Source organism: Pseudoalteromonas sp. SR43-3 (assembly GCF_014163875.1).
Taxonomy (GTDB): Bacteria; Pseudomonadota; Gammaproteobacteria; order Enterobacterales; family Alteromonadaceae; genus Pseudoalteromonas; species Pseudoalteromonas distincta.
In genome coordinates this window covers 154,562-180,724 of sequence record NZ_JACJEC010000001.1, presented here as the reverse complement: position 1 = coordinate 180,724, position 26,163 = coordinate 154,562, and the positions used below count along the sequence as shown (strand labels likewise).

Genomic DNA, 26,163 nt, shown 5'->3' with positions numbered 1-26,163 from the left:
TTATCTAAGCCGTATTTAACATAGCTGCATTAATAACAAATACATTAGATAGGGATTTTAGTCATGAGAACATTAGCAATTTTAGCGCTAGGCACTTTGTATAGTGGTTATAGCTATGCAAACATTGAAAAATTAACCGTTTATGGTCACAGAGATGGGCTAATTGGTGAGTCAATCAGCGCATCTAGCGGTATTATTGGTCAAGGTGAAATTCAGCAGCGCCCAATGTTAAGAAGCGCCGAAATGTTAGAGTTAATCCCAGGTATGGCGGTCACTCAACATAGCGGCTCTGGTAAAGCTAATCAGTACTTTATTAGGGGGTTTAATTTAGATCACGGCACCGACTTTGCCACCAGCATAGATGGCATGCCAATTAATATGCGCAGCCATGGCCACGGACAAGGTTACACCGACCTAAACTTTATAATCCCTGAGTCTATTTCAACTATTAACTATCAAAAAGGCTCATATAGCGCAAGCCAAGGTGACTTTTCAACCGCTGGTAGTGCTCAATTTCAACTTGCTGATAACCTAAAACATCACCAAGTTGAACTCAGTATAGGAGAAGATAATTATAGACGCGCTGTTGTACTGGGATCTACTAACATTGCAACAGGTAAGCTCATTGCAGCGGCAGAATGGCAAGGCTATGACGGCCCATGGGATGATATAAACGAAGATGTAAATAAAAAGAATGCCCTACTGCGCTATGTTGGTAAAGCTTTTAATGGTGACTTATCAATAAGTGCCATGGCATACGACAATACATGGAATTCAGCAGATCAAATTCCACAGCGCGCTATATCACAAAATTTAATTACTCAATTAGGCTCTCTTGACACCACACTTGGCGGTAGCTCTAGCCGTTATAGCTTATCGAGTAACTGGCAGGGCGAGCATATAAAAGCCAGCGCTTATGTAATTAATTACGATTTAAACCTGTATTCTAATTTTAGTTATTTTTTAAATGATCCAATTAATGGCGATCAGTTTAATCAGCAAGATAGCCGAAATATTTATGGAACAGATATAAGCTACCAGTTTGAAACCAAAACATCAGATATAAACATACAACATACCGTAGGTATTGAGCTTCGCCACGACGATATAGATAACGTAGGGCTTTATAACACACAAGCAAGAGAGCGACTTAGTACGGTTAGGCAAGATGAACTAAAGCAAACGAGCTACTCAAGCTTTTGGGAGTCTAAACTTTTACTTACTCCAAAACTTGAAGCAACCGTTGGCGTTAGGTACGACTATTTTGATACAAACGTGACTAGTATTACCGCCGTAAATTCAGGAAAAGCAAAGGATGATTTAGTAAGTTTTAAAGGGAGTTTAAATTACCGTTTTACAAATTTAGTAGCTGCATATGCTAATTGGGGACAATCTTTTCATTCAAATGATGCGCGCGGATCTACTATTAATATTGACCCTGTTACCGGTGAGCAAGCAGAGCAAGTTGACTTATTAGTTAAAAGTGAAGGCGCTGAAATAGGCGTCCGATTTGCTGATGAGCAAAAGTTTAATCTATCAGCTGCACTTTGGTGGCTAACACTCGAATCAGAGCTTTTATTTGTTGGCGATGCGGGTAACACAGAACCAAGTGATGCATCTAAGCGTTACGGATTAGAAATAAGCGCTTATTATTGGATTAACGACAGCTTTAGTATCGACGCAGAAGCATCGTTCACGCATTCACGTTTAGATATTAATGACAATAATGATTATATAGAAGGTGCTGTTCCGGTTGTTGCAAGTACAGGTTTAAATTGGCACTTAAGTGAGCAATGGCAGTCATCAGTTAGAGTTCGCCATATTGGCAAACGTACATTAACTAGCGATGGTGACGAGCGTTCGGAGCCTTTAACAGTAGTAAATAGCGCAATTAGCTATGAGCAGACTCACTGGAAAGTAAACTTTGAATTACTTAACTTATTTAATAGCACCGACCACGATATAGATTACTATTATGCATCGCGTTTACCTGGCGAATCAGCACAAGGCGTTGAAGATAACCACTTTCATCCAATAGAGCCAAGAACAGCGCGACTAACATTAAGCTTGTTATTTTAGTATTCATTGAGATTTACAGTGGCACTGTATATAAAAACAGTGACACTGTAAAACATACCCTTAGCCAATAAGTATCTTAGTAATTAATCCGATGCCTCAACAAGCTGGCTGATGTTACTCAACAATGCGAAGTTGATTTATTGAGTTAACAGCAACATGTGTTTGATAGTAATATTTATTGGTTTTTCTGCCTTTACTTAAAAAATCGATAGTTACCCGCTTCGCTTCACCTGTTACTTCAATTGCTTTACCAATAAAAAATGTGTCGGCTGATTGTCCGTATTTTTCTGTGAGTTTAGCAGCTACGTTTGAATCAATTGAAATTGTAATAGCACGTCGATCACGATAGTCAGCTTCGGTATTTAAAAATACGTCACCGTACTGAGAGCCTGCAGTTTTAATATAAAACTTAAATGTACCGCTAACACCTTGTGGCGCGCTCTGCTCCGAAAGAGCTATTAAATTCATATTAGCAGTAGTGCCTTCGCCAAGCGCCGGTAAGTGTTGTACAGAGCTGCAAGCACTAAGTGTTAATACACTTAAAAGAGTAAGGTATTTCAAGATATAACATCCTTTTTTATAAGTAGATGTTAATAGTAACATTTATATATTTTAAGTTTCTATAAAAGAAACAAATTTAGCCCAATCAAGGGCTAAATTTGTTATATTTTAAAAGTATTCGTTATGGGGCATTTCGCTGCGATGGATTTGATTTAAAGCTTTTTAGCATCTGCTCAGGATCCTCAACGCCACTCTGATTTTTAGCCGCTTGCGCCCACCAAACCAATTGCCCAAAAGTACGGTGAAAATAATTAAACCACGATGACTGCTCTTCACCAACTTGCACAGATCCATTATCATTAAATACTTCTTGCGCTTTTGGAACATGGATCATTGCAGATACAGGCAAACAGCCAAGCTCTGATAAAAACGAGCGCATACTAATTGCCGCTCTGAGTCCACCCCACTGCCCAGCAGAGTAAGTAACAATAGCACTGGGCTTATATGAAAATAGTGAGCTACCAAAGTGATTAAGTAAGTCAGCGAGAGCTGGGCTCATACTGTGATTATATTCAGGGCTAACCATTACATATCCATCAGCCGCTTTAATTTTATCAGCTAAAGTATTTAGCATTGAAGGCGCCTTACCTTGAGCATAGGCAAAATGTGGTTTAAAAACTTGATCACTTGGGTAATCAAGTGCATCTATAAGCTCAAACTCATGTTCGGAGAATTGCTCGTTTAAGCACTCCATGCAGGCTTTAGACACTCTCTCACCTAAGCGAGCAGGTTTTGGTGGCGTGCTGTTACGCACTGTCCCTAAGAACACTAAAAACTTCATATGTAATCCTCATATGTATTTGAATAACATCTAAACACTAACACTTTTAGCTTATGTGTATTACACATATCCGTTTTTATTAATTTTGAACACTAATAATTAAATTTAAAACTGCGCTTTAGCAACCACACACTGTTAAAGGTTTTTTATCATGTGCTTATTTTGTCGTTCTCCATACTTTTTGCACATTTAGCCAGTAATATGCCACAGTATAAGTACATCAAAACCTATACTGAAAAGGATACAAGTAATGGGCTCAAATAATTACAGCGCGTTTGCAATCATTATTACCGCAACAGTTTTAACTCTAAGTGGCTGCGACGACTCACCAACTCATAAAAATACTAAGCAAGTTAGTAGCTCCCTTAGTGAAGTACAAAAAACGAATCAAACAATAAATTTATCTATGTTTAAAAAAGGGGCCTTTTTATCTGAGCCTAACATTGTTGATTGCGAAACGGCGCAAGGAACTAAAACTAAGTGTTATGAGTTAATTACATCAGGCGCACCTGCAGGTAGAGAGCCGGGTCCATTTTGCCCGCGCACATCGACCGATGGCGCTGATGTAACTGGCAGTTGGTTTAGTAAAGAAGGTACTGGTGATTTAGTTGATTTAACAGGCCAATTTGTCCTAAAGCTTGATGAATACTACGGCGATGAAAAGTGGGTACTTTACGACACTAAAACAAATAAAATTAGATATACAGCTACAAAAGAGTCTTGCGCTGGTGCAGCTCGCCCTGATGTTGAAGAGCAATATAAACAAAATTGTATTGAGTGTGAACTTTCGTATTTAGAAGATAATTTTTCATTAACGTATTTAATTCCTGTTACACCTATTCCAGCATCTGATACTGGCCGATTAAGAACCGTAGGTATAGCACTAGACGGTACTGAGCTATCAGGGCCTGCTCCAATTAATGCAATTTTAGAGAGCTATACCATTGCGGCATTTGATGATTGTGGTGGCCATATAAATTTACACCAAGGTTATCACTATCACTCTACCACTGGTTGTACTGACTCAGCTGCTACAGAAGGTGGACATGCACCTCTTATAGGTTATGCAATAGACGGTTATGGTATTTATGCAATGCGTGATACAAGCGGTAAAGAAGAGTCACTTGATGAATGCCGAGGTAATACAGATGAAGTAAGGGGTTATCACTACCACGCAGCCAGTCCTAGCGAAAATATGTTTATAGGGTGCTTACATGGAGAATCAGTTAGGCCTGCAGGTGGGCCACCAGGTGATCACAACGGTCCACCGCCAGGCCATGATCCTGAAAAACATTAAAAAGGAGTTGTTATGTTTATAAAAAGTAGTTGTTTAAGCTTGTTTGGTATGGCTTTACTTGCAGCACCCACATTTTTAAATGCTCATTCAGGGCCGTTAAATGATGTTGCAGTTAAAGCATGCGCAGATAAAGTAAAATCTCAATCATGTAAATACGAAGGCGGCCATAACGATTTATATATTGGCAGCTGCCAGTATATGGCTGATGATTTAATGTGTGTACGAAGCCAACCGATTCAAAAAATTGATAATGAAATTTCCGCCCCTATAAAAAGCCACACTCACGAAAAAAAAAGAGTGATTTAAAAACCAACGTTAATAAAGCTATGTAAATTTAGGGCTAATTTTTATTGATAAACTCTTAATAAGCAGCACAACCATTTTATTGTGCTGCTAACTTTTAACGATATAGATAGCTCAGACCAATACCACTCCATAACACGTTTTTTAAGGTTTGATCACCCACAAAGCGCTCAGCATTTTTATTAATTGCCATGGTGTAGCTAGTATATGCGTATACTTCAAGCTGCTTAATAACTTTATACGACACGTTAGCTGTAAGCTTAAGGTTGTTAATACCATTATGGCCATCACTTACATAACCTGCATTAAATCCTAGCCCCGTTTGAAAATCGATATTAACAGCTTCATTTATCTCGTAGCCTTTATTTATCGTAAGCTCTATAAATGTGCCTTGAGAATCAAACGAATAATATGCGCTGCTAGTGAGCTGAAATTTATCATCGTAAAAATACGAAAAATCTAAGCTAACCTCATTGTCGTGAGCATTAGAGGTATTTTCACGCGATCTTAAATGGTTTAACCCATAAACATATCAACGGTATTAAATAACTGAGTTGCGTAAATAGCATTTAAGTTAAACTCGGTATAATCGCTATCAACACCCGTTGCAAGCTATTTCATTATAATTGAATTCAGTTGCGATTGAGGCAATACCTTTACCCGCTAAATTGTCACGGCCCTCACTTACATATCGGCCTTCCCAAAGTGGATGCACATGAAAATCAAAACCGTCATCAACATAAGCCGTACTTGCCTCATCTAGCTTAATATTTCCGCCAACACCTAATTCAGGCTCAAGTGCATGAACGTCTTGGGCCTGCACTTTAGCTAAAAGAGATGCACAAATAAGAGCTGCAAGCAAAGTACTCAATAACGTTTTATTCATTTATAGATACCTAAAGCCAAAATATATGCGCGTAAAAAATAGTCGCACATAGTATTTCGCAATATAAAAATAAGCTATCAGTATTTAATAATTTGAATTTAAAAGATCAGGAAATCTAGCATTCATACATTTTTTATTCGCCACAATTTAAGGGTACCAAATAAGTAAAATGACCCATAAATGCAGCAGATTATCGAGCTTATAATCCAAAATTGAATAGAATTCTGATGAACGATTTGGCTTGAAGTTAAAAAGGAATGATTAAACCCGCAATACCTCGTATTAAATACACTGCGGTTATTAATACGAGTGCAGTTTTTAAAAATGGCAGTTTTAAAATGGCGCCTGCACCAGAGAGCGCATAAAAGCCCCAAATAGCAATAATAACTGAAATAGCTAAAGTTACATAAGTAGGATACATACTGCCCTGCTCTGCCATTTGAGCCATTTGCTCACCAGCACCCAAAAGGCGATACCAATCAGGCCCTCCAAAAACACAGGCTACATGTAAAAGTGATGCTATAAAGCTTAAAATGCCTGCTGTAAATAACGTATTGTTATTCATGTAATTATAATTTAATGACTCATGTAGGCAACAAAGCCAATTAATAGCACGTAAAAGCTAAACCCGAGCACACAAATTAAATAAACATTTTTAGCTTTATTCGCCTTAAACGATACGTAATCGGTAATATCACATTTAAACTTACCAAAGGTAACTATTTTTAAAATAGTACAACCTGTTGAGTAAATAAAAAAACCTAAAATAGTCTCTACCATTAACCAAATAAACAGATCAAATGCAAAACTCATAACGTTCATCCAATAAACACTGTAAAAATAGCCTATCAAATATTTATTAGATTACAAACCTATTACCATCATTAAGGTGTAACAGTAAATTTCGTTAAACCTATTAACTGGCCTGATTCGGTGACTACTTTTACTTGCCACTTACCAACAGAGTCACTAGGGAAATTTACCTTGTGAGTCCATGCTCTGTAACCTAGCTCTCTCCCGCCGTTTATACTTAACGTGATCCGATCAACTTCTTTTTTATTATGAAGCCACACATGAAATATTTTTTCATTTAAGCCTCTTGGTGCTTTAACAGCAGTCCAACTATATAAACCTTGATGATGCAGTGTATAAGAGTCTAACTGTTTAATACTCCCTACTGGCTTTTTATGCAGTAAATCAACTTCATGAGCTAACGTAATATCGGTTAATCGCAGCGCTGCAGGAGGCACATAGCTTCTTAATTGCCACACAGCAGTGCTCAATGCACATAAAATCAATACAAGAATAGGAAAACGCCACCAGCGTGCATTAGGCATTAAATTGTTTAAACTCGGTAGAGTGACCACTACAGCCGTTACAAGGGCTGCAGCTAAACTTTGGCTCGTTGTAAGGTTTAACAAAATAGGTAAGGTAACAAGTAAAACAACGAATAAAGCAAAGTTATGAAACACACTAAATAACGTACGGTTTTTAGCAAGCTTCTTATAATAAAAGGGGTCGATTACCGATATAACCGCACATAACACAATGAGGGAGGTAAAAAACGCTTGAGGATGGTCCCACTGCGTAACCGCTAAAAAAAACGGCAAAGCAAAAAATAGACTTTCTTGTTGCACCATTTGTAGCGCAAAACGCATTACATTAGGAGATACAGCCACACCAAATTTTTCTTCTACTTTGTCTCGTAGCCAATTATCAATAATTAGCCACAACCAACTAATAAGTAAAAATATCGCAATAACTTGCGAAAAAGACTCTTTTCTGTCTACAAGTACAAAGCTAGCAACGCCCGACAAAAACGCCAATACAGCCAATAATCCAGGCCGCTTTTGCATCGCGCTTATAAATTTAGCGATTATATTTTTACAGTAATCCATGTATGAGTGTTTCCGTACGGGTACGTACTTTATTATTTTTATTCAGAGAATGATTAGTTTAACCAAGTTTAAATGAACAACAGATAGATGGATGGATTTAAACGCGCCATTTAACAGTACATCAAACTAACCATTTTTAATTAAATAAAAGCTCGGCATAGCGCGTCATTGGTACGTTTATTAATTTTTGTAACGCGTAAGCCTTAGCAAGTAATTCGTCTTCACTAAGTGCAGGTATTGTATTGTTAAAAGCAAAAACAATTTTATTACCGCCTTCAATAATAAAACTAAGAATCTTTCCTGCAAATTCTTTCTCAAGTAGTTGATCGAACGCTTCCCTCTGCCCAACTTTGGTATGGCAAATATTAAGTACTAAAACACCATCAAAAGTGAGCGCGTTTTTACAATCACGTAAGTAAGATGATTGCACCTGATCTGATTCCATCCCTTCTGAGCTATATAAATCAGAAAAAATAACGTCTGTTTTTATCTGCGTGTTTTTCATGTAGTTTGCCGCATCATCAATATGAATAAACAAACGTTCTGACACAGGAACTTCAAAATATTTTATAGCCATATCAGCAACGGCTTTACGGTATTCAACGGTATGTATAGTCAGTGCAGGAAACGCATGATAAAGACTTTTTGCTATAGAGCCCGCCCCAAGTCCCATTATCATCGCGGTTTTTAAGTGCGGAATAAAAAAAAGCGCAGCCATCATCGCTTGCGTATAAGCTAAGCTTAACCCGTTAATATTATTTAATTTAATACAGCTTTGATAAATTTTTCCGTCAAAGCTGAGAATAAGATTTTTTTTTGTTTGATATACATAAACAGGGCCATGCTCATCAATAGTTGATGCAATACAAGTGCCTTTGATATCCACGAATACTCAATAGGTGAGGTGATGAAAAACGAGTATAACTTACTTAACGTACTGCCATGGCTATTAATATGATTTATAGCCTTTTATTAATTTACAGGCATTTATATACGTACTCAGAAAAGTCGGTTTATCTTTTGAGATTAGATTAGCTAAGGTATCTACTCATATAGCTAGCTGGAACTTACCCATGACGACATTTATTATAAACAGCGACGCAATATGCTAAAAATCAACTAATACACTGATATAGCTACAAAAAACTCTTTGAATATTCCTCATGTTTAACATGAATAAAGTACACACCAACACAAAAGAAGTCTAAACGGCTAAACATCCGTCCTTTATTTTTATCGATTTATGCCTTTTTCTCGGCAATTACTACGTAATCGCATCTAACAATAATGATTAATGAATATGACTCATGTTTTATGTGAAATTAAACCGTTTTTCTTCATATACCAATCAACGTATAAATTACTCATCCCTTAGCGCTAAACACTATTGCTAACAACTTAAAGCTGCTGAATACCTAAACCAGCTAAGCCAGCTAAGTAAGTTGCAAGGTTAATAAAGCGCAAAGCATCAATCAGGTTTAAATTATAAAATTGGATATAAACACGATGAAAAAAGATTTTACATTTAATATAAAGAGCGTTTCACTCGACGAAAATTATCATCCATCAACTAATACGCGTATCACAACCAACTTTGCTAATTTAGCCAGAGGTGAATACCGCAAAGCAAACTTACGCAACGCCTTAAACATGATTAACAACCGTTTTAATGCCCTAGCCCACTGGGATAACACCAAAGGTGAGCGTTATGCTGTTGAGCTTGAAATTATCTCTGTTGAGATAGGTATTGAAGACGGCGGCGAAAGCTTCCCATCAATCGAAATATTAAAAACAAATATTGTTGACCATAAAACTAATAAGCGAATTGAAGGCATTGTAGGAAACAACTTTTCATCGTATGTGCGCGACTACGACTTTAGCGTACTCCTACAAGAGCACAATAAAGGAAAGCCTCAATTTAGTATTCCTGATGACTTTGGAGTTTTACATGGCAAGCTATTTCAGTCATTCGTAAATTCGGATACATACAAACAAAACTTTAAAAAACCACCGGTTATATGCCTAAGTGTGTCAGATAACAAAACCTACAACCGCACTGAAAACCAACACCCGGTACTTGGCGTTGAATACGAACCAAATGAATCGTCTTTAACTGAGCAATACTTCAAAAAAATGGGCTTGCAGGTACGTTACTTTATGCCGCCAAATAGTGCAGCGCCTTTGGCATTGTTTTTCTTTGGTGATTTACTTAATGATTACAGCAATCTTGAGCTTATAAGCACCATTAGTACGATGGAAACGTTTCAAAAAATCTACAGACCAGAGATTTATAATGCCAACGCAACAGCGGGTAAATCATATAAACCAAACTTAAAAAACTTGGACCACTCACTAACGCAAATTGTGTATGACCGAGAAGAGCGCGGCAAGTTAGCAAATGAACAAGGCAAGTTTGCACAAGAGCATTTTATCAAGCCGTACCAAACGGTTCTTGAGCAATTCTCTACTAGCTATCTGTCATAACAACTAATAGTAACAACCAGTAATAACGCGCTTAACGCTCCGTTTAATAATTAACTAAAATATACGGCATTATTTATTATGAAAAAATTACTACCTACATCTACCGCTGGCAGTTTACCTAAGCCTTTATGGCTTGCAGAGCCAGAAACACTTTGGTCACCTTGGAAATTACAAGGTGATGAATTAACCCAAGGAAAACACGACGCCCTACGCTTGTCATTATTCGACCAACAACAAGCAGGTATTGATATTGTTAGCGATGGTGAGCAAACAAGGCAGCATTTTGTAACTACATTTATAGAGCACCTAAACGGTGTTGACTTTGAAAAACGTAAAACAGTAAAAATTCGTGACCGATACGACGCAAGCGTGCCTACAGTTGTTGGCCCTGTTAGCCGTCAAAAGTCTGTGTTTGTTGAAGACGCTAAATTCTTACGCAAGCAAACCAAACAACCTATTAAATGGGCATTGCCAGGCCCAATGACAATGATTGACACGCTTTACGACGATCATTATAAAAGCCGCGAAAAACTAGCGTGGGAATTTGCCATAATACTCAATCAAGAAGCAAAAGAATTAGAAGCCGCAGGCGTTGATATCATCCAATTTGATGAGCCCGCGTTTAACGTATTTTTTGATGAAGTGAACGACTGGGGTATTGCCTGTTTAGAGCGCGCAATTGAAGGGCTTAAATGCGAAACCGCGGTGCATATTTGCTATGGCTACGGCATTAAAGCCAATACAGATTGGAAAAAAACACTAGGAAGCGAATGGCGACAGTACGAAGAAGCGTTCCCTAAACTTCAGCAATCTAAAATCGATATTATTTCACTAGAGTGCCATAACTCACATGTACCAATGGATTTACTAGAACTCATTCGCGGAAAAAAAGTAATGGTTGGTGCTATTGATGTAGCAAATCATACTATCGAAACGCCAGAAGAAGTAGCTAATACGCTGCGTAAAGCACTGCAATTTGTAGATGCCGACAAACTCTACCCGTGTACAAACTGCGGTATGGCTCCACTACCTCACCATATAGCTAACGGCAAATTAAATGCCTTGAGCGCTGGGGCTGAAATTATAAGAAAAGAGTTATTAGAAAAGAACTAGAAAAGTAGCTTTGAAATAAAAATTGTAAACAATAACAGCTGTCGCACCATGCCATAGTAAAATCCATAAACATGGTGCGTTAGTTAAAATCTACTAACAAAATTTAGGTTAGATATTTAATTTTTTTTATTAAAAAGCTCCAACCTGTTTTTTGAAAAATCGATAACTGCTTGGTATTGAGTAAAAAAGGAAGAGCCTAACAAGCCATGTACTCCCTTTCACCACCCGCGACCTGAACATGGTCAAGATTAAGTGAAACAAAGTCAGGACTTTCAAACAAGGCATTTCCAAACTCAATTGAATCAACTTCTATATCTCCCATAGCGTGATCCGAAGTGCCTAAGCCTGCTGCATTCTCAACATTGAGTGTTTCTTCAATGCTAAGCTCACTTAGGCATGCCCGGTCTAAAACAGATGTTCCAGCGCCAGTATCTAAAATAAAACGTAACAATTTACCGTTAATTTTAGCTTCAACAATTTGGTGGCCTGTTTCTGATATTTCAAACTCAATTACGGTTTTGTCTTCAAATATATTCATATACGTTCCTTGTTAGATTTTATTTAGGTGTTGGAAAACGAATACACCCTACGATGAATCGACTTATTTAGCGGCTTTAAAGCTCCACTATTAAAAGTTGCAATTAATAGACAAATTTTACTAATTGCCCACCTCAGGACATTTTGTTGTATGTACATTAATTCAAGTCTATTTCAGGGTGTTCTTTAATCCCGTACATTTTTTCTATTATTTTTAAGTAAAAATCTAAAGAGGGCATATTCATTTCTTCACGGCGTATATCTACATTAGTTTCATCTTCTATAGGGCTAAACACAACTTTACCTTCACTCACGTCAGCTTGAGTACCATAGATTTGTTTCTTTCCTTGTGCAATAAGAACTCTATCAGTTAAAAGAGCAACTTGTTGCCCGCTAACACCTTCGCCATTCAAATATGATTGCTTTAAATAAGGAAGCATTTTTACTTTAAATGCAACATCAGGTGAATGCTGGATGACTAAAAATGCTGCTCCAACTCCTTTAACTCCGACTAAATCTCTTGTTAACCAATGATGCTTTTTAATGATAGCTTTAAGTTTTCCTGTATTACTTTCATCTATTTTCATCATTTGTTCTAGGAGTGCTTTAGGCGGGTTTTGCCACCCAGCTTCTCCTATTTTGTTTCGAATATGCTGATCTTCAATTTCCATTTCAATTAGTTCTTTTTGCAGAGGAAGGTTAATTTCGGCAAAAGAATGAAGAGGTATTATCAACAGTAAAAATAGGTAACGCATCAACTAAACCCTCCTTGTACATATAACGAGTCTTTAGATTAACTCGCTTTTTTATTTATTTTTATTGATAAACAAACCATAGCTGAGTTCCTGTTTTGGTTCAATTTATTACTGTATTTTTACGCAGAATATAAAAAGAGTTTGGTGCTGTTTTAATTGACCAAACCAAACAGCCACTTTAATTGAACAAACAAAACTGTGCCACAAAATTAGCCCTTCAGATTCAAAATTTACCTTTTATTACTGGGTCACTTTCATTTCATCTATTAAATAAGTCACTACATTCTTAAACCCATATTACACGCATGAAAATAACTCCGTAATGGCAGTTTTAACTTTTACTGAATGGTTTTTAATTTATGCTAATAGCTTTTCGCAGTTACTGATATTCGCTCGCCGCTTTCGCTTTAAGTTTTCACAGTAACTTGCTTGTGAGGTCGGCCTGCCTACTGCGCCGTGAAATACGCGCGTAAATTGCGTAGTGAGTTTTAGCCAGTTATCTGGGGATATATTAAGCCTTTCTAGTAAAGGAAGGTTCATATTATCAATATGCCAGCGCTTATCCTCTCGTATTATTCGCCCTGTTAGCTCAACGAGTTCAAGGTACGATTTAAGCTCAAACGGCAGCCCTTTAGGCATAATCTGACGTGGCATGCCTGCAAAACGTAGTAACTGCTTAGGTTGTTTACCTTCTGCGGCGCATGTTAAGCGATTTTGTACACTGGTATGGTCTGACTCTTCTGGTGTGTTAGCCATTTTAGCTCTAATGGGATTTAAATCAACATAGGCCATACAGGCTGCAAGTGCTGCTTCATCTAGTAATGCTTGCGATTTGAATCTACCCTCCCAGAACCTCCCTGTGCAGTTATCTTCTTTATTTGCTCTGCGGGCAATGTCTTCATTTAACACCCGCATAAACCAGCTAATACTTGATAGGCGCTCTCGATATTCCTTTACTGTTTGATTAAAAAAGATAAGCTCAACTTTACTTAGCCTTTCACCCTGTATGTACTTTTGCGTTAACAATGTGCCTTTGCACAGCTTGTGCCAGTGAATAACAATCGCTTTATCATTCAGCCTGTTTGCTTTCTTATCATCTACATACAGTACTAAATGGGTGTGATTACTCATTACGGCATAAGCACATACATCAATACAAAATACTTTAGCTAATTCAAGCAGCTTATCTTCAACCCACCCTCGTCGATGCTCATAAGATTGACCAGTAAAACGATCTTCCCCACATAAAAATGCACGACGAACACAGCGTGAAATACAGTGATAGTATTTTGTATCAACCAAACTTACTTGACGCTTTCTTGCGATAGCCATAAGACACCCTGCTTATTTTTTAGACTAAACAAAACGTAGTCCTTAATTTTAAAAAGAGCAAAATTAAGGATGGGTGTCACTGTTATTTCTTTTCACTGTTATTTCTTTGTACCTCTATTCGAATTGACAAAATCTGTTGCATTATTTTTTAATAGCTTATATACATTTTTACCTGAAAAGGCTTTTTTATTGATATTTGGGCTGCCGATATACCCTTGATATAATCCATAAATAATTAAAGGTTCTTTACTATAGTTTTTATCTAAAATCCCATACTGTATGTCACTGAGACTCAACTGAAGACTACCAATATTCACTAGCTTTTTATCCAATAGTGAGTCAGGACCAGTTAATATTTTTTCTAAACTAACTATTGGATACCGCTTAACAATTTCGTTAATTAAAGTAATGTTATAAAGATTAAGCCAATAGGCCAATTGCTCTTGTTTTGAATATAAATTAAGGTTGTTTTTCTCGGGCAATGATTCTAAATATTTTTTAACATCATTGACTAAACTTTTTTGTTTAGGAGATTTTATCAACTCATATGTGAATCTGTTACTTTCATTATGGGTAGCACTGGGGAAAACATTTCTTAACCTAGTACCTATCAGAGGTTTGTCAAGTTTAGCATTTATTCTTCTGGATGGCCCCATATCAAGAACATTCGATTCTAATAATATGTTCACAGGTTCAAAGTTTATTGTTAACTTAGATTTAGGTGAATAACCGCTAAATTGAGGGTAGGCTTTATCCTCAGCATGAAGATATTTTGGGGCGCTTAAAAGCAACAACAAACAACTAAACTTGATCAATAAACTAACTAATTTAAATAAACTCATAAAAAATCCTTATTTTGAGTAGAATAGCCCACATTCTTCATGAGCAACATAACGAATCTGTAGATTAACTCGTTTTTTATTTATTTTTATTGATAAACAAACCATAGCTGAGTTCCTATTTTCGTTCAATTGATTACTGTAATTTTACGCAGAATATAAAAAAGTGTTTGATATTGTTTTAATTGGCGTTTTGGAAGGGGTTGCGGCTGGTTGAGTAGCTTTAATTTAGGGTAAAAGGGCCTCCCTTTCTTAATTTATCGTCTTTTGCAACTTTTCTATTTTATGAACAAGGCAATACAGTTGCCGCAGTGTAAAGTAAAGGCATTCACTTTTTTTGACCCCGTAAGGTCAATTTATTCATGCCTTTATTCACTGTAATATTCCGCTTTTTATTTAAAGTAAAGCGGGCTCTATACAGCCGAGTCGTTTGCCATTCTTTAATAAACAGCTATTGTCTTCCGATTCGGCTATCTATTTTTGCTTTCATTATGCCTACATGGCTCAGCTTTTTTTCGTGATTCATTATATAACAATGAAAACTTCATACTGTTTTAGTTGGCTTTTTTCGTAATAATTAGAATGGGTGTCAGCCTAATTATTCATCAGGATTTTGTTCAAGATAAATAATTGGCAGCGATAATGCTTGAGCTCCTTTAATTAACTTTTCACAGTTAGATATTAAAACATCACTTTCATGAACTAAACACGCGAGCTTGCCTTGAATATCAACAACAATAAGCCCAGTATTCTCTTTAGTTAACATATTAGCCCTTAAATTAAATATATAAGTAATAACAAGTTTATTGAAAAAGAGATCACTTATCTTCTGTGAATTTAGGTAACGCCAACTAGAATGTATCTTTATATAGTTGATAACCGTTAAGACCAAGTAAGTGTTATGCCTATTAACGCTTCACAACAAATGATAGAGGCGACTCATATGCTTACGTTGCAATTTTTATGGTAAATATACTACCTAAAAACATTCTCGCCTCAAATAATAACTCACGACGTTAATTAAATTTTTTACTATGTATTTATCATCACTACATAAAATGTTTTACTAACACATTATTTATACTTATTTTTTCATTGGAGCGGTATAGAAGATATTGTAAATTTAGTAATGAATATGCCTTTTCAATGCTTTCCACTCGCTTAAAAGTAGTACTTATAGCCACAAAACAGCCATTATTTAAAAAACCGAAAATAAAGTAGATGCCCCCCAGTTAAAGTAGAAGGCACTCTACAAGTGTTTATCTCATTGATAATTGTTAATAACAGTTTAAAAAACTCTAGATTTTTAGATTAAAAAAATAATTACAATCTATTACAGCTAAAGCGTGGTTAAAAGACAATCTAACCACACCTTGCTTTATTGTGTAATGACTTTCCAAAACTTATAGGTTGTGGTTTCTCAACCCGCCAGCAAGGGATGCGCTGATTGGCAGCAGCGGCGTTAAGGTTGCTTGAAATGCATGGTAAAGATCTTCGCGAAGTGGGTAAACCTTTTCGGTTCGCTGTCCATCGTTGTCAACCTCAGGAAGCCAACCACCCTTTTCCGAGTCAATTATCATGCTGGCAATATAATCCCAGACTTCGCGATATATTGCCTCAAACCTCATGTCATCTGTGCGTCTGATCAATAGGTATGCTGTATTAGCAGCCTCCGCCTGAACCCACCAAGGCCTATTGGCAACCGAAACTTGATTGTCCCATCCAATTGTATAAACCATTCCCTGCTTACCATCGGCATTCCAACCATAGTGCATGGCACTATCTAATAGTCTTATTGCATCTTCTAACAACCAATCTGGTGCTGCTTGCCCGCTTGCAACAAGTCCAGCCTCAACTTTCAACAACAATCCACCCCACTCTGCAAAATGACCAGGGGTTAGCCCCCACGGACGTAAATCATCTGTGGGTTTATTTGCGTTGTAATCCGTCAATATCTGCCAGTTAGTATCAAAATGCTCAGGTAAACGGTAATCATACGAGCTAGCAATGTCATGGCCGAAGCGCTCTACCAGCCCCATAGCCCGATTTAGCCATATTTCTTCACCTGTCGCATCAAACAATGCTAGGAAGGCCTCAGTTGTATGCATATTGGCATTAGCACCACGATAGCACTCGCTTTCATTCCATTTCTCATCGAAACTTGGGGCCATTACGCCTTCAGCCTCAACCCAGAAATGCTGATTAATAATCGCAACGATAGCATCAAGCAGTTCCTGTGAGCGAGGTCGCTCGGCCATACTTGCGCTCGCCGCGGCGAGCGCCACAAAAGCATGAACATATGCCTGTTTAATGCCTTTGTGGCCTTCATCCTCAAACCAACCACCCTGCTCATGGTCTCTCAATGCCCCATCTAGCAGTGCTTGCAAGCCGTGATCGACTAATTGGCTCGCGCCAGGAACACCCAGTAATGAGGCAAGACTATAGCAATGAACCATTCTAGCGGTAACGATAGTGACAGCCGAGTGGCCAGTCAATTGCCCTTTATCATTCAGCGTGCCAAAACCTCCGCTTACTTTCGCTTTTTTATAATGCTCAAGCAAATGCTGGCCTTGATTGCTCAACCAATTCCTATGAGTACTGCGTTTATACCAAGTATCTTTGTTTATTTGTTTCATAACAAAAGTCTTAACCATTGATAATCATGCCACCATTGACGTGAATAGTTTGGCCGGTAACGAAAGAGCTATCTTGACATGCTAAATAAACAAATGCGGCAGCCATTTCACGTGGTTGTCCCATTCGCTGCATTGGAGTGACCTTATCCATGTCTTTTATAATATCGTCGTCATATCCTTTGAAAGTTAGCTGAATTTCAGTCACTACAGGGCCAGGTGCGACCTCATTAACACGGATACCTTTCTGTGCTAATTGCAACGCAAGTGCACGGGTAAATCCGTTGATGGCTCCTTTGGTCGCTGTGTAAGGCACCAAATGCTTATTACCAGCAAATGCATTGACAGACGTGGTATTGATGATGCTAGCACCTTCATTTAGATGTGGCAGCGCGGCTCGCGCCAGATAGAACATACCGTGCATATTGACATCAAAATGGGCTGCCCATTGCTCATCACTAATATCAGTTAAGCTATCAAATGGCTTTTGAAAACCAGCGTTATTAACCAAAACATGCAACTCACCCCAATGATCAATCACTTTAGCCACCGCCGCATCACAGTTTGAACTTTTACCAACATTTCCCTGTATAACCAAAACCTCTGCCCCTTCGGATTCTATTGCTTTGCGGGTGTGCTCTGCAGCGTCAGCATCAGTATGGTATATAAAAGCTATCTTCGCGCCTTCACGGGCCGCATGCAATGCCACCGCACGGCCAATGCCACTATCACCGCCGCTTATTAATATTGTTTTGTCCTTCAACTTTCCTGAGCCTTGGTAGTCCTGCGCGATGAATTCTGCTTGTGGCATTGCTTTATCTATCTGCTTACTCATGGGGATCTCCATAATTTAATTAGTAGTGCGAGCACTGGATTAATTTCAGGTAATAATCATATTGATAATAACTGAACCTAGGTTTAACAAAATTGATACGTACGAGTATTTTAAATAATTCGTTATAATTTGATGTCTTAACCATCCCCAAGCTCTAGTCCAGGTACAGTCGATTACTGACTTTTTACGTAAAATTAAAAAGCCGTTTGTGCTTTTTTTTGAACGAAAGGTTAGGTTAAAGAAAAGCTTCTCTTTAATAAAACGTGTTTAGAGTTTTGGGTAAAAAAAACTATTTTTATCCCTGTTAAATTTTTTGCAAGCCTGTTGATTTAATAAATTAAGGATGGGTGTCACTGTTATTTTTTTTATTTTCCTCAAAGTGATGAGGAGGTGTCCACTAAAACGGGTCAGGAGCATTGTCCTTGTTTAACAGCTTGTTATAACTAATTACCACTTCTAAGCTGCTCTTTTAAGTTAAGGTTTTCATTTTTCAATATTTCAACTTGCTGCTTGTAAGATGCAACTTCACTTTTTAAGCTAGAAACATCAGACTGTATCTCATCTAGTTTTTCTACAATTTCTATGGAACGTGCATTCCCCAAAAAGAGAACAATTAACGCTATTACGAATAACGTGCCACCAGTTAACTTTACTTTTGATTCCATCCACTACAGCTCCTTTGGTTATAACAATTTTGTCTACGACATTTGTCGTTTTATAAACCGACAAATGTCCATATATTACAGTGCATTTATCTTAATCATCAAATAAACACCTGTAAACAATTAGTTAACTGGAAATTATTTTTAATCAATGCACAAATACACGAAATGGTGGAGCTCAGTAATATTGGACAAAACAACAAGTACTGTCTATATATACAGTTAACTTTTACTAGAGATTCATATCATGAAATCATCTTTTTTAACTATGATAGCCGAACAAATGTATCTAAAGCGTTATGCTAAAAGTACTATTAAAGCGTATTTATACTGGATAGCTTCGTTTATTTGATTTAATTCTATGAGGCACCCAACAACGATGGAGATAATGAGGTCGAACTTTTTTTAGCTTTTTAAACTCGTTTAGTCAACCAACAAAATGTTGCTCCTAACACTCAAACACAAGCCTTAAATGCGTTGAGCTTTTTATTTAAAGAAGTGATTAAAAAGCCACTCTCATTAGGTTTTATTAAGAGCAAATGAGCAACTAATTTCACAACAAATTTCCAACGCCGTTATCAGCCCTTTTTCAAGATTATAAACTCCCCGATTTAAAACAAAAAAGCACAGCCCACAAGCGCCATGCTTTTTAAATCAATCTTAATCCAGTTCGGTTTACAAACGAATGCCGCCGTCTATTTCAACAACGCGGCCGGTAAAAAAGTCGTTTTCGATTATGTATTGTGCAGTATGCGCAATTTCGTCGCTTTCGCCTAAACGCCCTACCGGCGTTACTGCAAGCATACGTTGTTTGGCTTCTGGCTTCATGGCGTCGGTCATGGCGGTGCTTATAACACCTGGTGCAATAGCGCCTACGCGTATACCAAATCGACCAAGTTCTTTAGCCCATGTGGTGGTAAGTGCCACTACGCCTGCTTTTGATGCCGCGTAGTTTGTTTGGCCTATGTTACCTGCGCGCGCTACGCTCGACATATTAACTATAACGCCGCCTTTACCAGATTCAATCATGTGGCTTGCAGCTTCCCGCCCTGCTAAAAACACACCGGTCAGGTTTACATCAATCACGGATTGAAATTGCTCAAGAGACATTTTTTTAACGACTTTGCCGTCTTTAGCCTTTATAAACATGCCGTCGCGTAAAATACCGGCGTTGTTTATAAGCACGCCAATATGGCCAAAATCGCTGTTGATGGTATTAAATACGTTTTCTACTTCGCTCTCATTTGTTACGTTTGCGGCATAACCTTTAATATTGCTAGTTACACCTTCAAGCTGCGTTAATTGCTCGCATGCGTTGTTTAATAAGTCTTGCGCCATATCTATTAAAGCAATGTTGGCACCCATAAGTGCAAACTTTTGCGCCATTGCAAAGCCTAAACCTTGTGCGCCACCGGTTATTACTACCGTGTTATTTTTAATTTCCACGCGTTGCTCCTACTTAGAAAACAGTTTAAAAATGGCACTAAAGTCATCACTACCCGCACCTTGGTGCTGTAGCATAGTGTATAAATTTTTAGCCATTGAACCCATTGGGGTTGATGAATTACTTTGCTGCGCGGCTTCCATGGCAAGTCCTAGGTCTTTAGCCATTAAATCAACCATAAAGCCTGGTTTGTAATCGTTACTAGCCGGTGCGGTATCCATTACACCTGGGCAAGGATTGTAAAGCTCAAGCGTCCAGTTACGGCCAGAGCTTGCAGTCATAATGTCGCTAAGTACTTTAGGATCGAGGCCGTTGTTAATACCCATTTGCAGTGCTTCGCTGGTACCTGCCATTAAAATGCTAAGTAGCATGTTATTACATATTTTTGCTACTTGCCCTGCTCCAATATCGCCTGCATGAAATATGTTTTTACCCATATCACTCAGCACTGTATTTGCTTTATCGAACGCTGCTTTTTCGCCACCTACAATAAAGGTAAGAGTGCCAGCAGTTGCGCCTGCAACGCCGCCCGATACCGGTGCATCCACGAAGCTTATGCCCTGCTCGCCAAGTTTACTGCCTACAATACGTGCTGATTCTGCATCTATTGTTGAGCAATCAATTACTAATGTATTGTTGCTCAGCACGTTAATTAAACCGCTGTCGTCGTTATTACCCAAATACAGCGATTTAACATGTTTGCCTGCAGGTAACATACTAATAAGTACGTCAGCATTGGTTGCGCACTGCTTTGCATCAACTGCGGCTTTTGCGCCTTTGCTTGCAAGCTCATTTACGACCGACTGGTTTAAATCAAACACGCTAACAATATGGCCTGCTTTAATTAAGTTAGCCGCCATTGGGCCGCCCATATTACCTAAGCCGATAAAACCAATATTTAGTTTAGTCATCGTCTTTCCTTTATTTGTGTGATGGCGTGTCTAAGCCATTGAGAGGGTGTTTTTCGCCAAAGCGGTTAGCAAAAAAACTGTCGATTATTGTTTGTGGTACATCACTTAGTGTTTTGTACTGCCAATTAGGCGCGCCGTCTTTATCTATTAATAACGCCCTTACACCTTCTTGAAATTCACCTACTTCGCCAGCGCGAACCGACATACTTAGCTCCATTTTAAAACACGCTAATAAGCTTTTGCCTTTGCTGGCTTTTAATTGCTCACTAACGAGTGCACAACTTAATGGGCATCCGTGTTTAAGTGATTTTTGAGCGCGTTGTAACCACTTGTCATCTGTGGTTAGCCCTAAAATATAATCAACTTGCTCCTGCAAGGTTGTAAACTCACCCAGCTTTTGAATTGTTTTTAAATTAGCTTTTATATTGCCTTTTGGCATACGCGCAGATTGGTTGTCTAAATCGGTTAATAACTTAGTTAAACGCTCATGATTTAAGCTTGCGGTTTTGCCCCAGTTAGCTGCTAAAATTTGCGCAAGCATGGAATCATATTTAGTGCTGTCGATGAAGTGATCGGCAAGTGATACAAAACGTGCGTCTTCGCAGTTAATTGATGCCGACGTTAGCCCTAAAAATAACCCGACGCTTTGTGGCATTTTATGTAAAAAGTAACTACCGCCTACATCTGGGTATAAACCAATGGTTTGCTCTGGCATGGCAATGCGAGATGTTTCGGTTACAACGCGGTGGCTAGCACCGGCCATTAGCCCTAAACCGCCGCCCATCACTATGCCGTTACCCCAAACAAGGATTGGTTTATCAAAGGTATGAATAAGGTAATCAAGCTTGTACTCAAGCGTAAAAAACTCTTCAACTAAGCTTGTTGGTTTACCTTGCGCCATTGCATGATGAAGGCTTACAACATCGCCGCCTGCACAAAATGCTTTATCGCCTGCGCCTTTTAACAACACCATTGCAATAGCATCATCGTCTTGCCAAGCTCGCAATTGCGGCTCAAGTAATTTGATCATCTCAAAATTAAGTGCATTTAAGGCTTTTGGCGCATTGAGTGTAATAAGCCCAATTAAACTGCCGTTTTCTGCGGTTGCGGTTTCAAATACCACGGGCTCATCGGCGCTATTTAATAATGTTAAAGCACTCATTAGCCATTTACCCAGTTAGCGCGGCGTTTTTCTAAAAAGGCATTTACGCCTTCTTGTTGATCTTCGGTATCAAATAAACCAACAAATAACTCGCGCTCAAGAGGCAATACACTTGCCATTGGTTGATGGCGCCCTTTTTGAATCAATGTTTTACATGCTGCAACTGAGGTGGGGCTTTGATCGGCCACTTGGTTGGCCAGTTTTAATGCCGCCGCAAAGCTTTCACCCTGTGGTACTACTTCTTCTACTAAGCCAATTTGCAGGGCTTTATCGGCTTTTAAGCGCTCGCCGCATAAAATCATGCGTTTTGCCCAGCCTTCGCCAACTAGCCATGCTAAATTTTGTGTGCCACCCGCACAGGGTAATAACCCTACTTTAGCTTCAGGCAATGCCATTTGTGCTTGCTCTTCCGCTATACGTACGTCGCACGCAAGCGCCACCTCTAAACCGCCGCCCATTGCATAGCCGTTTATGGCAGCAACCGACACGCCTCTAAAATTAGTAAGCGCTTCAAATGCTTCACCAAATACACGCGACATATCAGCAGCTACGCCTTTATCGCCACCAGCAAATACGTTTAGGTCGGCACCCGCGCTAAAAAACTTCTCGCCTTCACCAGTCAGTACTAATGCATAAATATTTTTATTATTATTAAGCGCGTTAACGGTATTTTTTAAATCAACTAGGGTGTCTTTTGTCCAGGTGTTTGCTGGCGGGTTAGACATAGTTAAAATAGCAACATGACCTTCGGTTGTAAGTTCAATACTCGGATTAGATTTAGATTCTGACATACATTGCTCCTTATAAAACGTCGCTTGCAGACTCAGCCAAAATACGGCGCGCTATAATCACACGCATAATTTCGTTAGTGCCCTCTAAAATTTGATGAACGCGTACATCACGTACATGGCGCTCAAGCGGGTATTCTTTTATGTAACCGTAACCACCATGAATTTGCAGTGCGTCGTTACACACAGTAAAGCCAACATCGGTAGCAAAGCGTTTAGCCATGGCGCAGTAAGTGGTTTTTTCAACGTCGTTATTATCAAGTTTAAATGCAGCAAGCCTTACCATTTGGCGCGCAGCTACAAGCTCGGTGTTCATATCGGCAATTTTAAATTGCAATGCTTGAAACGAAGCCAATGGTTTACCAAATTGTGTACGTTCTTTTAAATATTCACGGGCTGTATTAAGCGCCGCTTGCGCTGTACCAATTGAACATGTGGCAATGTTAATTCGACCGCCATCAAGGCCTTGCATCGCAAATTTAAAGCCTTCGCCCTCTGCGCCTAACAAGTTATGCGCAGGGATGCGCACATCTTCAAAGCTAATTAGCCGTGTTGGTTGTGCGTTCCAACCCATTTTTTCTTCAGCTTTGCCGTATTCAACGCCTTTTGCGTCGGCAGGCACTACAAATGCCGAAATACCCGCAGCGCCTTCGCCGCCTGTACGTGCCATTACCACTAATACTTCGGTTTCGCCCGCGCCTGATATAAACATTTTTGAGCCATTAATAACGTACTCATCACCCTCAAGCACGGCTTTTGTTTTAAGTGATGCGGCATCTGAGCCCGAGCCTGGCTCTGTTAAACAGTAAGAGGCAAGTAACTCGCCCATGACTAATTGCTCTACGTATTTGTCTTTAACGGCATCGGTACCAAAACTTGCTACCATCCAGGTAGCCATATTATGAATAGTTAACATGGCCGTTGTTGCTGTACAGCCCATAGCAAGCTGCTCAAAAATAATGCTCGAATCTAAACGTGATAAACCAAGGCCGCCTGCTTCCTCTGGCGTGTATAAACCACAAAAACCAAGCTCGCCCGCTGCTTTAATCGTGTCTTTAGGAAAGATATGTTCGCGATCCCATTTTGCTGCATGGGGCGCAAGTTCTGACTCGGCAAATTGACGTGCAGTTTGTGCAAAGGCTTGTTGATCTTCAGATAAGTTAAAGTCCATGGTAGACCTCTTTAATTGTGTTAGTTGTGTTGTTAGTGTTTCCCGTCACAGGGATAGTTTGTGACGAGCGGCGAAGGCTTATGTGTGTGTTGTGTGTGAAGTAGCCTTCGCGCCCATCTTTTTTATTAATTATTCTTTTATTTACTCATTTTTTAATTACGATTATTTTAAGTTAATACTCATGTTTGGGCCCGACGCAATGTCGTCTTCAAACCAACGTGATGTAATTGTTTTAGTTTCTGTGTAAAAGCGAATACCTTGCTTACCGTACGTGTGAGTATCGCCGTAAAACGAGCCTTTCCAACCAGTGAATGAAAAGAACGGAAGTGGCACCGGAATTGGCACATTAATACCTACTTGGCCTACTTCAATTTCGTGTTGGAATTTACGAGCCACTGCGCCGCTTGAGGTAAATAACGAGGTGCCGTTACCGTAAGGGCTGTCGTTAATAAGTGCGATTGCCTCATCAAGCGTGTCTACAAACATACACGCGAGTACTGGACCAAATATTTCTTCTTTGTATAAATCCATCTCTTTGGTTACATCGGTAAATAACGTCGGACCAACCCAGTTACCTTGCTCATACCCTTCAACCGTAAAGTCAGAGCCATCAATTAAACAGGTAGCGCCTTGCTCTTTACCACCAGCAATGAGTGATAAAATACGTGCCTTTGCTGCTTTTGATGTTTGTGGACCGTATGCCGCGTTTGCATCATCCCACACGCCTGGGCGTACATTTTTAAAGCCTGCTTTTATTTCATCTACCCACTGACTTGCTTGACCTACAAACACAGCAACCGAAATACCCATACAACGCTGGCCAGCAGCACCTACTGATGCGCCTACTAGGTTGTTTACAACGTGCGATTTACTTGCATCAGGCATAATAACCATGTGGTTTTTAGCGCCAACACACGCTTGCACGCGTTTAAGATTTTGTGTGCCTTTAGAATAAATATAAGCACCTACACCACACGAGCCTACAAACGAAATAGCACGCACTGCTTTATCTTCTAGTAAGCGGTCTACTTGTGGTTTTGTACCATGAACAACCTGTAATACGCCTTTTGGTGCGCCGGCTTCAATAAATAGCTCTGCTAAGCGCATTGGTGTAAGTGGATCTTGCTCAGACGGTTTTAAAATAAAGGTGTTACCACACACAATAGCCAGCGGGAACATCCAAAGTGGGATCATTGCAGGGAAGTTAAACGGGGTTACGCCCGCACATACGCCAAGTGGCTGCATGTAAGAATACGTATCGATTTTACGCGCTACGTTTTCCATTGTTTCACCCATCATTAATGATGGTGCGTTTGCTGCTTGTTCTACTACTTCAATACCACGCCAAACATCGCCTTTTGCATCTTCAAATGTTTTACCCAATTCGTGGCAAATAATGGTAGCAAGCTCATCATGATGTTCTTTTAATAGCGCAGCGTACTTCATCATAATGCGAGCACGTTCAGTAATAGGTACGTCTTTCCATGTTTTAAACGTCTCAGAAGCTGAGGCGATTGCCGCGTCCATTTCTGATTCTGTGGTACATGGCACTTGTGCAAGTACTTCTTGAGTTGCTGGGTTTATAACATCGATAAGCTCTTTTGATGCTGATTGAATAAATTCGCCATTTATAAGTAGTGGTACTTGGTGCATGATTAAATCCTAGTGTGTGAGTTGTGTGTTCTCTTTTAA

At 39.0% G+C, this 26,163-nt stretch carries 25 protein-coding genes and 3 pseudogenes; 6 read left to right on the top strand and 22 right to left on the bottom strand.

The features are described 5' to 3' along the window. Window positions 1-63 precede the first annotated feature (63 nt). Window positions 64-2,079 (top strand): TonB-dependent receptor, encoded by a 2,016-nt coding sequence (locus H5088_RS00765; RefSeq protein WP_182751977.1) that lies wholly within the window; start codon window positions 64-66, stop codon window positions 2,077-2,079. A 114-nt stretch (window positions 2,080-2,193) separates the two neighbouring features. On the opposite strand, the gene H5088_RS00760 is transcribed toward H5088_RS00765, so the two are convergent. Both H5088_RS00760 and H5088_RS00755 read right to left on the bottom strand, forming a co-directional pair. Next, window positions 2,194-2,640 carry a hypothetical protein gene (locus H5088_RS00760; RefSeq protein ID WP_182751976.1) on the bottom strand — a complete coding sequence of 149 codons (447 nt, stop codon included), beginning with the start codon at window positions 2,638-2,640 and terminating at the stop codon, window positions 2,194-2,196. Between the two features lie 121 nt (window positions 2,641-2,761). Beyond that, window positions 2,762-3,421 carry an NADPH-dependent FMN reductase gene (locus H5088_RS00755; RefSeq protein WP_182733511.1) on the bottom strand — a complete coding sequence of 220 codons (660 nt, stop codon included), beginning with the start codon at window positions 3,419-3,421 and terminating at the stop codon, window positions 2,762-2,764. A gap of 250 nt (window positions 3,422-3,671) precedes the next feature. Here H5088_RS00755 and H5088_RS00750 point away from each other — a divergent pair, with 250 nt between their 5' ends. Next, on the top strand, window positions 3,672-4,718 hold the full coding sequence (locus H5088_RS00750) for a YHYH protein (RefSeq protein ID WP_182751975.1): 1,047 nt from the start codon (window positions 3,672-3,674) through the stop codon (window positions 4,716-4,718). 12 nt (window positions 4,719-4,730) lie between these two features. Continuing rightward, complete coding sequence (locus H5088_RS00745) at window positions 4,731-5,024, top strand: hypothetical protein (protein WP_182751974.1); 294 nt, start codon at window positions 4,731-4,733, stop codon at window positions 5,022-5,024. Window positions 5,025-5,118: 94 nt separating this feature from the next. Here H5088_RS00745 and H5088_RS00740 read toward each other — a convergent pair whose 3' ends face one another. The 6 genes from H5088_RS00740 to H5088_RS00715 all read right to left on the bottom strand — a co-directional run bounded on the left by H5088_RS00740 (window position 5,119) and on the right by H5088_RS00715 (window position 8,691). Beyond that, window positions 5,119-5,268 carry a hypothetical protein gene (locus tag H5088_RS00740; RefSeq protein WP_182751973.1) on the bottom strand — a complete coding sequence of 50 codons (150 nt, stop codon included), beginning with the start codon at window positions 5,266-5,268 and terminating at the stop codon, window positions 5,119-5,121. 348 nt (window positions 5,269-5,616) lie between these two features. Continuing rightward, a complete protein-coding gene (locus tag H5088_RS00735; protein ID WP_182751972.1) occupies window positions 5,617-5,907 on the bottom strand; it encodes a hypothetical protein in 291 nt (96 codons plus the stop codon). Window positions 5,908-6,154: 247 nt separating this feature from the next. After that, window positions 6,155-6,472: a hypothetical protein gene (locus H5088_RS00730; RefSeq protein ID WP_310737265.1), complete on the bottom strand. Its 318-nt coding sequence runs from the start codon at window positions 6,470-6,472 to the stop codon at window positions 6,155-6,157. Window positions 6,473-6,483: 11 nt separating this feature from the next. Beyond that, a complete protein-coding gene (locus H5088_RS00725; RefSeq protein ID WP_076926026.1) occupies window positions 6,484-6,720 on the bottom strand; it encodes a hypothetical protein in 237 nt (78 codons plus the stop codon). Between the two features lie 71 nt (window positions 6,721-6,791). Further along, window positions 6,792-7,805, bottom strand: coding sequence for a DUF5924 family protein (locus tag H5088_RS00720; RefSeq protein WP_182751971.1), 1,014 nt, complete (start codon window positions 7,803-7,805; stop codon window positions 6,792-6,794). 136 nt (window positions 7,806-7,941) lie between these two features. Continuing rightward, a complete protein-coding gene (locus tag H5088_RS00715; RefSeq protein ID WP_182751970.1) occupies window positions 7,942-8,691 on the bottom strand; it encodes an ATP-binding protein in 750 nt (249 codons plus the stop codon). A 620-nt stretch (window positions 8,692-9,311) separates the two neighbouring features. Here H5088_RS00715 and H5088_RS00710 point away from each other — a divergent pair. Both H5088_RS00710 and H5088_RS00705 read left to right on the top strand, forming a co-directional pair. Beyond that, entirely contained in the window at window positions 9,312-10,289 is a 978-nt protein-coding gene (locus tag H5088_RS00710) for a DUF1852 domain-containing protein (RefSeq protein WP_008136414.1), read from the top strand. Between the two features lie 78 nt (window positions 10,290-10,367). Then, window positions 10,368-11,402: a methionine synthase gene (locus H5088_RS00705; RefSeq protein WP_182751969.1), complete on the top strand. Its 1,035-nt coding sequence runs from the start codon at window positions 10,368-10,370 to the stop codon at window positions 11,400-11,402. A gap of 116 nt (window positions 11,403-11,518) precedes the next feature. On the opposite strand, the pseudogene H5088_RS00700 reads toward H5088_RS00705, so the two are convergent. The 8 genes and pseudogenes from H5088_RS00700 to H5088_RS00665 form a co-directional block, all read right to left on the bottom strand. After that, window positions 11,519-11,940: pseudogene (locus H5088_RS00700) on the bottom strand (aspartyl protease family protein). A 157-nt stretch (window positions 11,941-12,097) separates the two neighbouring features. Then, window positions 12,098-12,694 carry a DUF6624 domain-containing protein gene (locus H5088_RS00695; RefSeq protein ID WP_182751968.1) on the bottom strand — a complete coding sequence of 199 codons (597 nt, stop codon included), beginning with the start codon at window positions 12,692-12,694 and terminating at the stop codon, window positions 12,098-12,100. A 357-nt stretch (window positions 12,695-13,051) separates the two neighbouring features. Beyond that, window positions 13,052-14,026 (bottom strand): transposase, encoded by a 975-nt coding sequence (locus H5088_RS00690; protein WP_182751967.1) that lies wholly within the window; start codon window positions 14,024-14,026, stop codon window positions 13,052-13,054. 98 nt (window positions 14,027-14,124) lie between these two features. After that, window positions 14,125-14,868, bottom strand: coding sequence for a DUF547 domain-containing protein (locus H5088_RS00685; RefSeq protein WP_182751966.1), 744 nt, complete (start codon window positions 14,866-14,868; stop codon window positions 14,125-14,127). 598 nt (window positions 14,869-15,466) lie between these two features. Then, window positions 15,467-15,631: pseudogene (locus H5088_RS00680) on the bottom strand (isochorismatase family protein); the annotation flags it as partial. A 637-nt stretch (window positions 15,632-16,268) separates the two neighbouring features. After that, the gene (locus H5088_RS00675; RefSeq protein ID WP_182736122.1) at window positions 16,269-17,501 is read right to left on the bottom strand and encodes an AGE family epimerase/isomerase; all 1,233 of its coding nucleotides are present in this window, start codon (window positions 17,499-17,501) and stop codon (window positions 16,269-16,271) included. Window positions 17,502-17,511: 10 nt separating this feature from the next. Then, the gene (locus tag H5088_RS00670) at window positions 17,512-18,333 is read right to left on the bottom strand and encodes an SDR family oxidoreductase (RefSeq protein ID WP_220488809.1); all 822 of its coding nucleotides are present in this window, start codon (window positions 18,331-18,333) and stop codon (window positions 17,512-17,514) included. Window positions 18,334-18,776: 443 nt separating this feature from the next. Further along, window positions 18,777-18,998, bottom strand: a complete 222-nt coding sequence (locus H5088_RS00665; RefSeq protein WP_002961860.1) for a hypothetical protein — start codon at window positions 18,996-18,998, stop codon at window positions 18,777-18,779. 462 nt (window positions 18,999-19,460) lie between these two features. Here H5088_RS00665 and H5088_RS20425 point away from each other — a divergent pair. Beyond that, window positions 19,461-19,538 (top strand): annotated as a pseudogene (locus H5088_RS20425) (hypothetical protein); the annotation flags it as partial. Window positions 19,539-19,670: 132 nt separating this feature from the next. Here H5088_RS20425 and H5088_RS00655 read toward each other — a convergent pair. The 6 genes from H5088_RS00655 to H5088_RS00630 form a co-directional block, all read right to left on the bottom strand. Next, complete coding sequence (locus H5088_RS00655) at window positions 19,671-20,441, bottom strand: SDR family oxidoreductase (RefSeq protein ID WP_149592399.1); 771 nt, start codon at window positions 20,439-20,441, stop codon at window positions 19,671-19,673. Between the two features lie 9 nt (window positions 20,442-20,450). Continuing rightward, window positions 20,451-21,350 (bottom strand): 3-hydroxyisobutyrate dehydrogenase, encoded by a 900-nt coding sequence (mmsB, locus tag H5088_RS00650; RefSeq protein WP_182693564.1) that lies wholly within the window; start codon window positions 21,348-21,350, stop codon window positions 20,451-20,453. 10 nt (window positions 21,351-21,360) lie between these two features. Further along, window positions 21,361-22,512, bottom strand: coding sequence for an enoyl-CoA hydratase/isomerase family protein (locus H5088_RS00645; protein ID WP_182751965.1), 1,152 nt, complete (start codon window positions 22,510-22,512; stop codon window positions 21,361-21,363). Continuing rightward, window positions 22,512-23,303 (bottom strand): enoyl-CoA hydratase, encoded by a 792-nt coding sequence (locus tag H5088_RS00640; protein ID WP_182751964.1) that lies wholly within the window; start codon window positions 23,301-23,303, stop codon window positions 22,512-22,514. Before H5088_RS00640 ends, H5088_RS00645 begins: the two co-directional genes overlap by 1 nt. Before the next feature lie 10 nt (window positions 23,304-23,313). Continuing rightward, window positions 23,314-24,471 (bottom strand): acyl-CoA dehydrogenase family protein, encoded by a 1,158-nt coding sequence (locus tag H5088_RS00635; protein ID WP_182703246.1) that lies wholly within the window; start codon window positions 24,469-24,471, stop codon window positions 23,314-23,316. A 162-nt stretch (window positions 24,472-24,633) separates the two neighbouring features. After that, window positions 24,634-26,124 carry a CoA-acylating methylmalonate-semialdehyde dehydrogenase gene (locus H5088_RS00630; RefSeq protein ID WP_033031563.1) on the bottom strand — a complete coding sequence of 497 codons (1,491 nt, stop codon included), beginning with the start codon at window positions 26,122-26,124 and terminating at the stop codon, window positions 24,634-24,636. Between the last annotated feature and the right edge of the window lie 39 nt (window positions 26,125-26,163).

Bases quoted from the DNA above. Each gene is read 5' to 3' on its own strand.
- H5088_RS00645 (WP_182751965.1), bottom strand. From the start codon at position 22,512: ATGAGTGCTTTAACATTATTAAATAGCGCCGATGAGCCCGTGGTATTT.
- H5088_RS00690 (WP_182751967.1), bottom strand. From the start codon at position 14,026: ATGGCTATCGCAAGAAAGCGTCAAGTAAGTTTGGTTGATACAAAATAC.
- H5088_RS00735 (WP_182751972.1), bottom strand. From the start codon at position 5,907: ATGAATAAAACGTTATTGAGTACTTTGCTTGCAGCTCTTATTTGTGCA.
- H5088_RS00685 (WP_182751966.1), bottom strand. From the start codon at position 14,868: ATGAGTTTATTTAAATTAGTTAGTTTATTGATCAAGTTTAGTTGTTTG.
- H5088_RS00640 (WP_182751964.1), bottom strand. From the start codon at position 23,303: ATGTCAGAATCTAAATCTAATCCGAGTATTGAACTTACAACCGAAGGT.
- H5088_RS00670 (WP_220488809.1), bottom strand. From the start codon at position 18,333: ATGAGTAAGCAGATAGATAAAGCAATGCCACAAGCAGAATTCATCGCG.
- H5088_RS00765 (WP_182751977.1), top strand. From the start codon at position 64: ATGAGAACATTAGCAATTTTAGCGCTAGGCACTTTGTATAGTGGTTAT.
- H5088_RS00710 (WP_008136414.1), top strand. From the start codon at position 9,312: ATGAAAAAAGATTTTACATTTAATATAAAGAGCGTTTCACTCGACGAA.
- H5088_RS00730 (WP_310737265.1), bottom strand. From the start codon at position 6,472: ATGAATAACAATACGTTATTTACAGCAGGCATTTTAAGCTTTATAGCA.
- mmsB (WP_182693564.1), bottom strand. From the start codon at position 21,350: ATGACTAAACTAAATATTGGTTTTATCGGCTTAGGTAATATGGGCGGC.
- H5088_RS00695 (WP_182751968.1), bottom strand. From the start codon at position 12,694: ATGCGTTACCTATTTTTACTGTTGATAATACCTCTTCATTCTTTTGCC.
- H5088_RS00665 (WP_002961860.1), bottom strand. From the start codon at position 18,998: ATGGAATCAAAAGTAAAGTTAACTGGTGGCACGTTATTCGTAATAGCG.
- H5088_RS00630 (WP_033031563.1), bottom strand. From the start codon at position 26,124: ATGCACCAAGTACCACTACTTATAAATGGCGAATTTATTCAATCAGCA.
- H5088_RS00720 (WP_182751971.1), bottom strand. From the start codon at position 7,805: ATGGATTACTGTAAAAATATAATCGCTAAATTTATAAGCGCGATGCAA.
- H5088_RS00675 (WP_182736122.1), bottom strand. From the start codon at position 17,501: ATGAAACAAATAAACAAAGATACTTGGTATAAACGCAGTACTCATAGG.
- H5088_RS00635 (WP_182703246.1), bottom strand. From the start codon at position 24,471: ATGGACTTTAACTTATCTGAAGATCAACAAGCCTTTGCACAAACTGCA.
- H5088_RS00750 (WP_182751975.1), top strand. From the start codon at position 3,672: ATGGGCTCAAATAATTACAGCGCGTTTGCAATCATTATTACCGCAACA.
- H5088_RS00745 (WP_182751974.1), top strand. From the start codon at position 4,731: ATGTTTATAAAAAGTAGTTGTTTAAGCTTGTTTGGTATGGCTTTACTT.
- H5088_RS00725 (WP_076926026.1), bottom strand. From the start codon at position 6,720: ATGAGTTTTGCATTTGATCTGTTTATTTGGTTAATGGTAGAGACTATT.
- H5088_RS00755 (WP_182733511.1), bottom strand. From the start codon at position 3,421: ATGAAGTTTTTAGTGTTCTTAGGGACAGTGCGTAACAGCACGCCACCA.
- H5088_RS00705 (WP_182751969.1), top strand. From the start codon at position 10,368: ATGAAAAAATTACTACCTACATCTACCGCTGGCAGTTTACCTAAGCCT.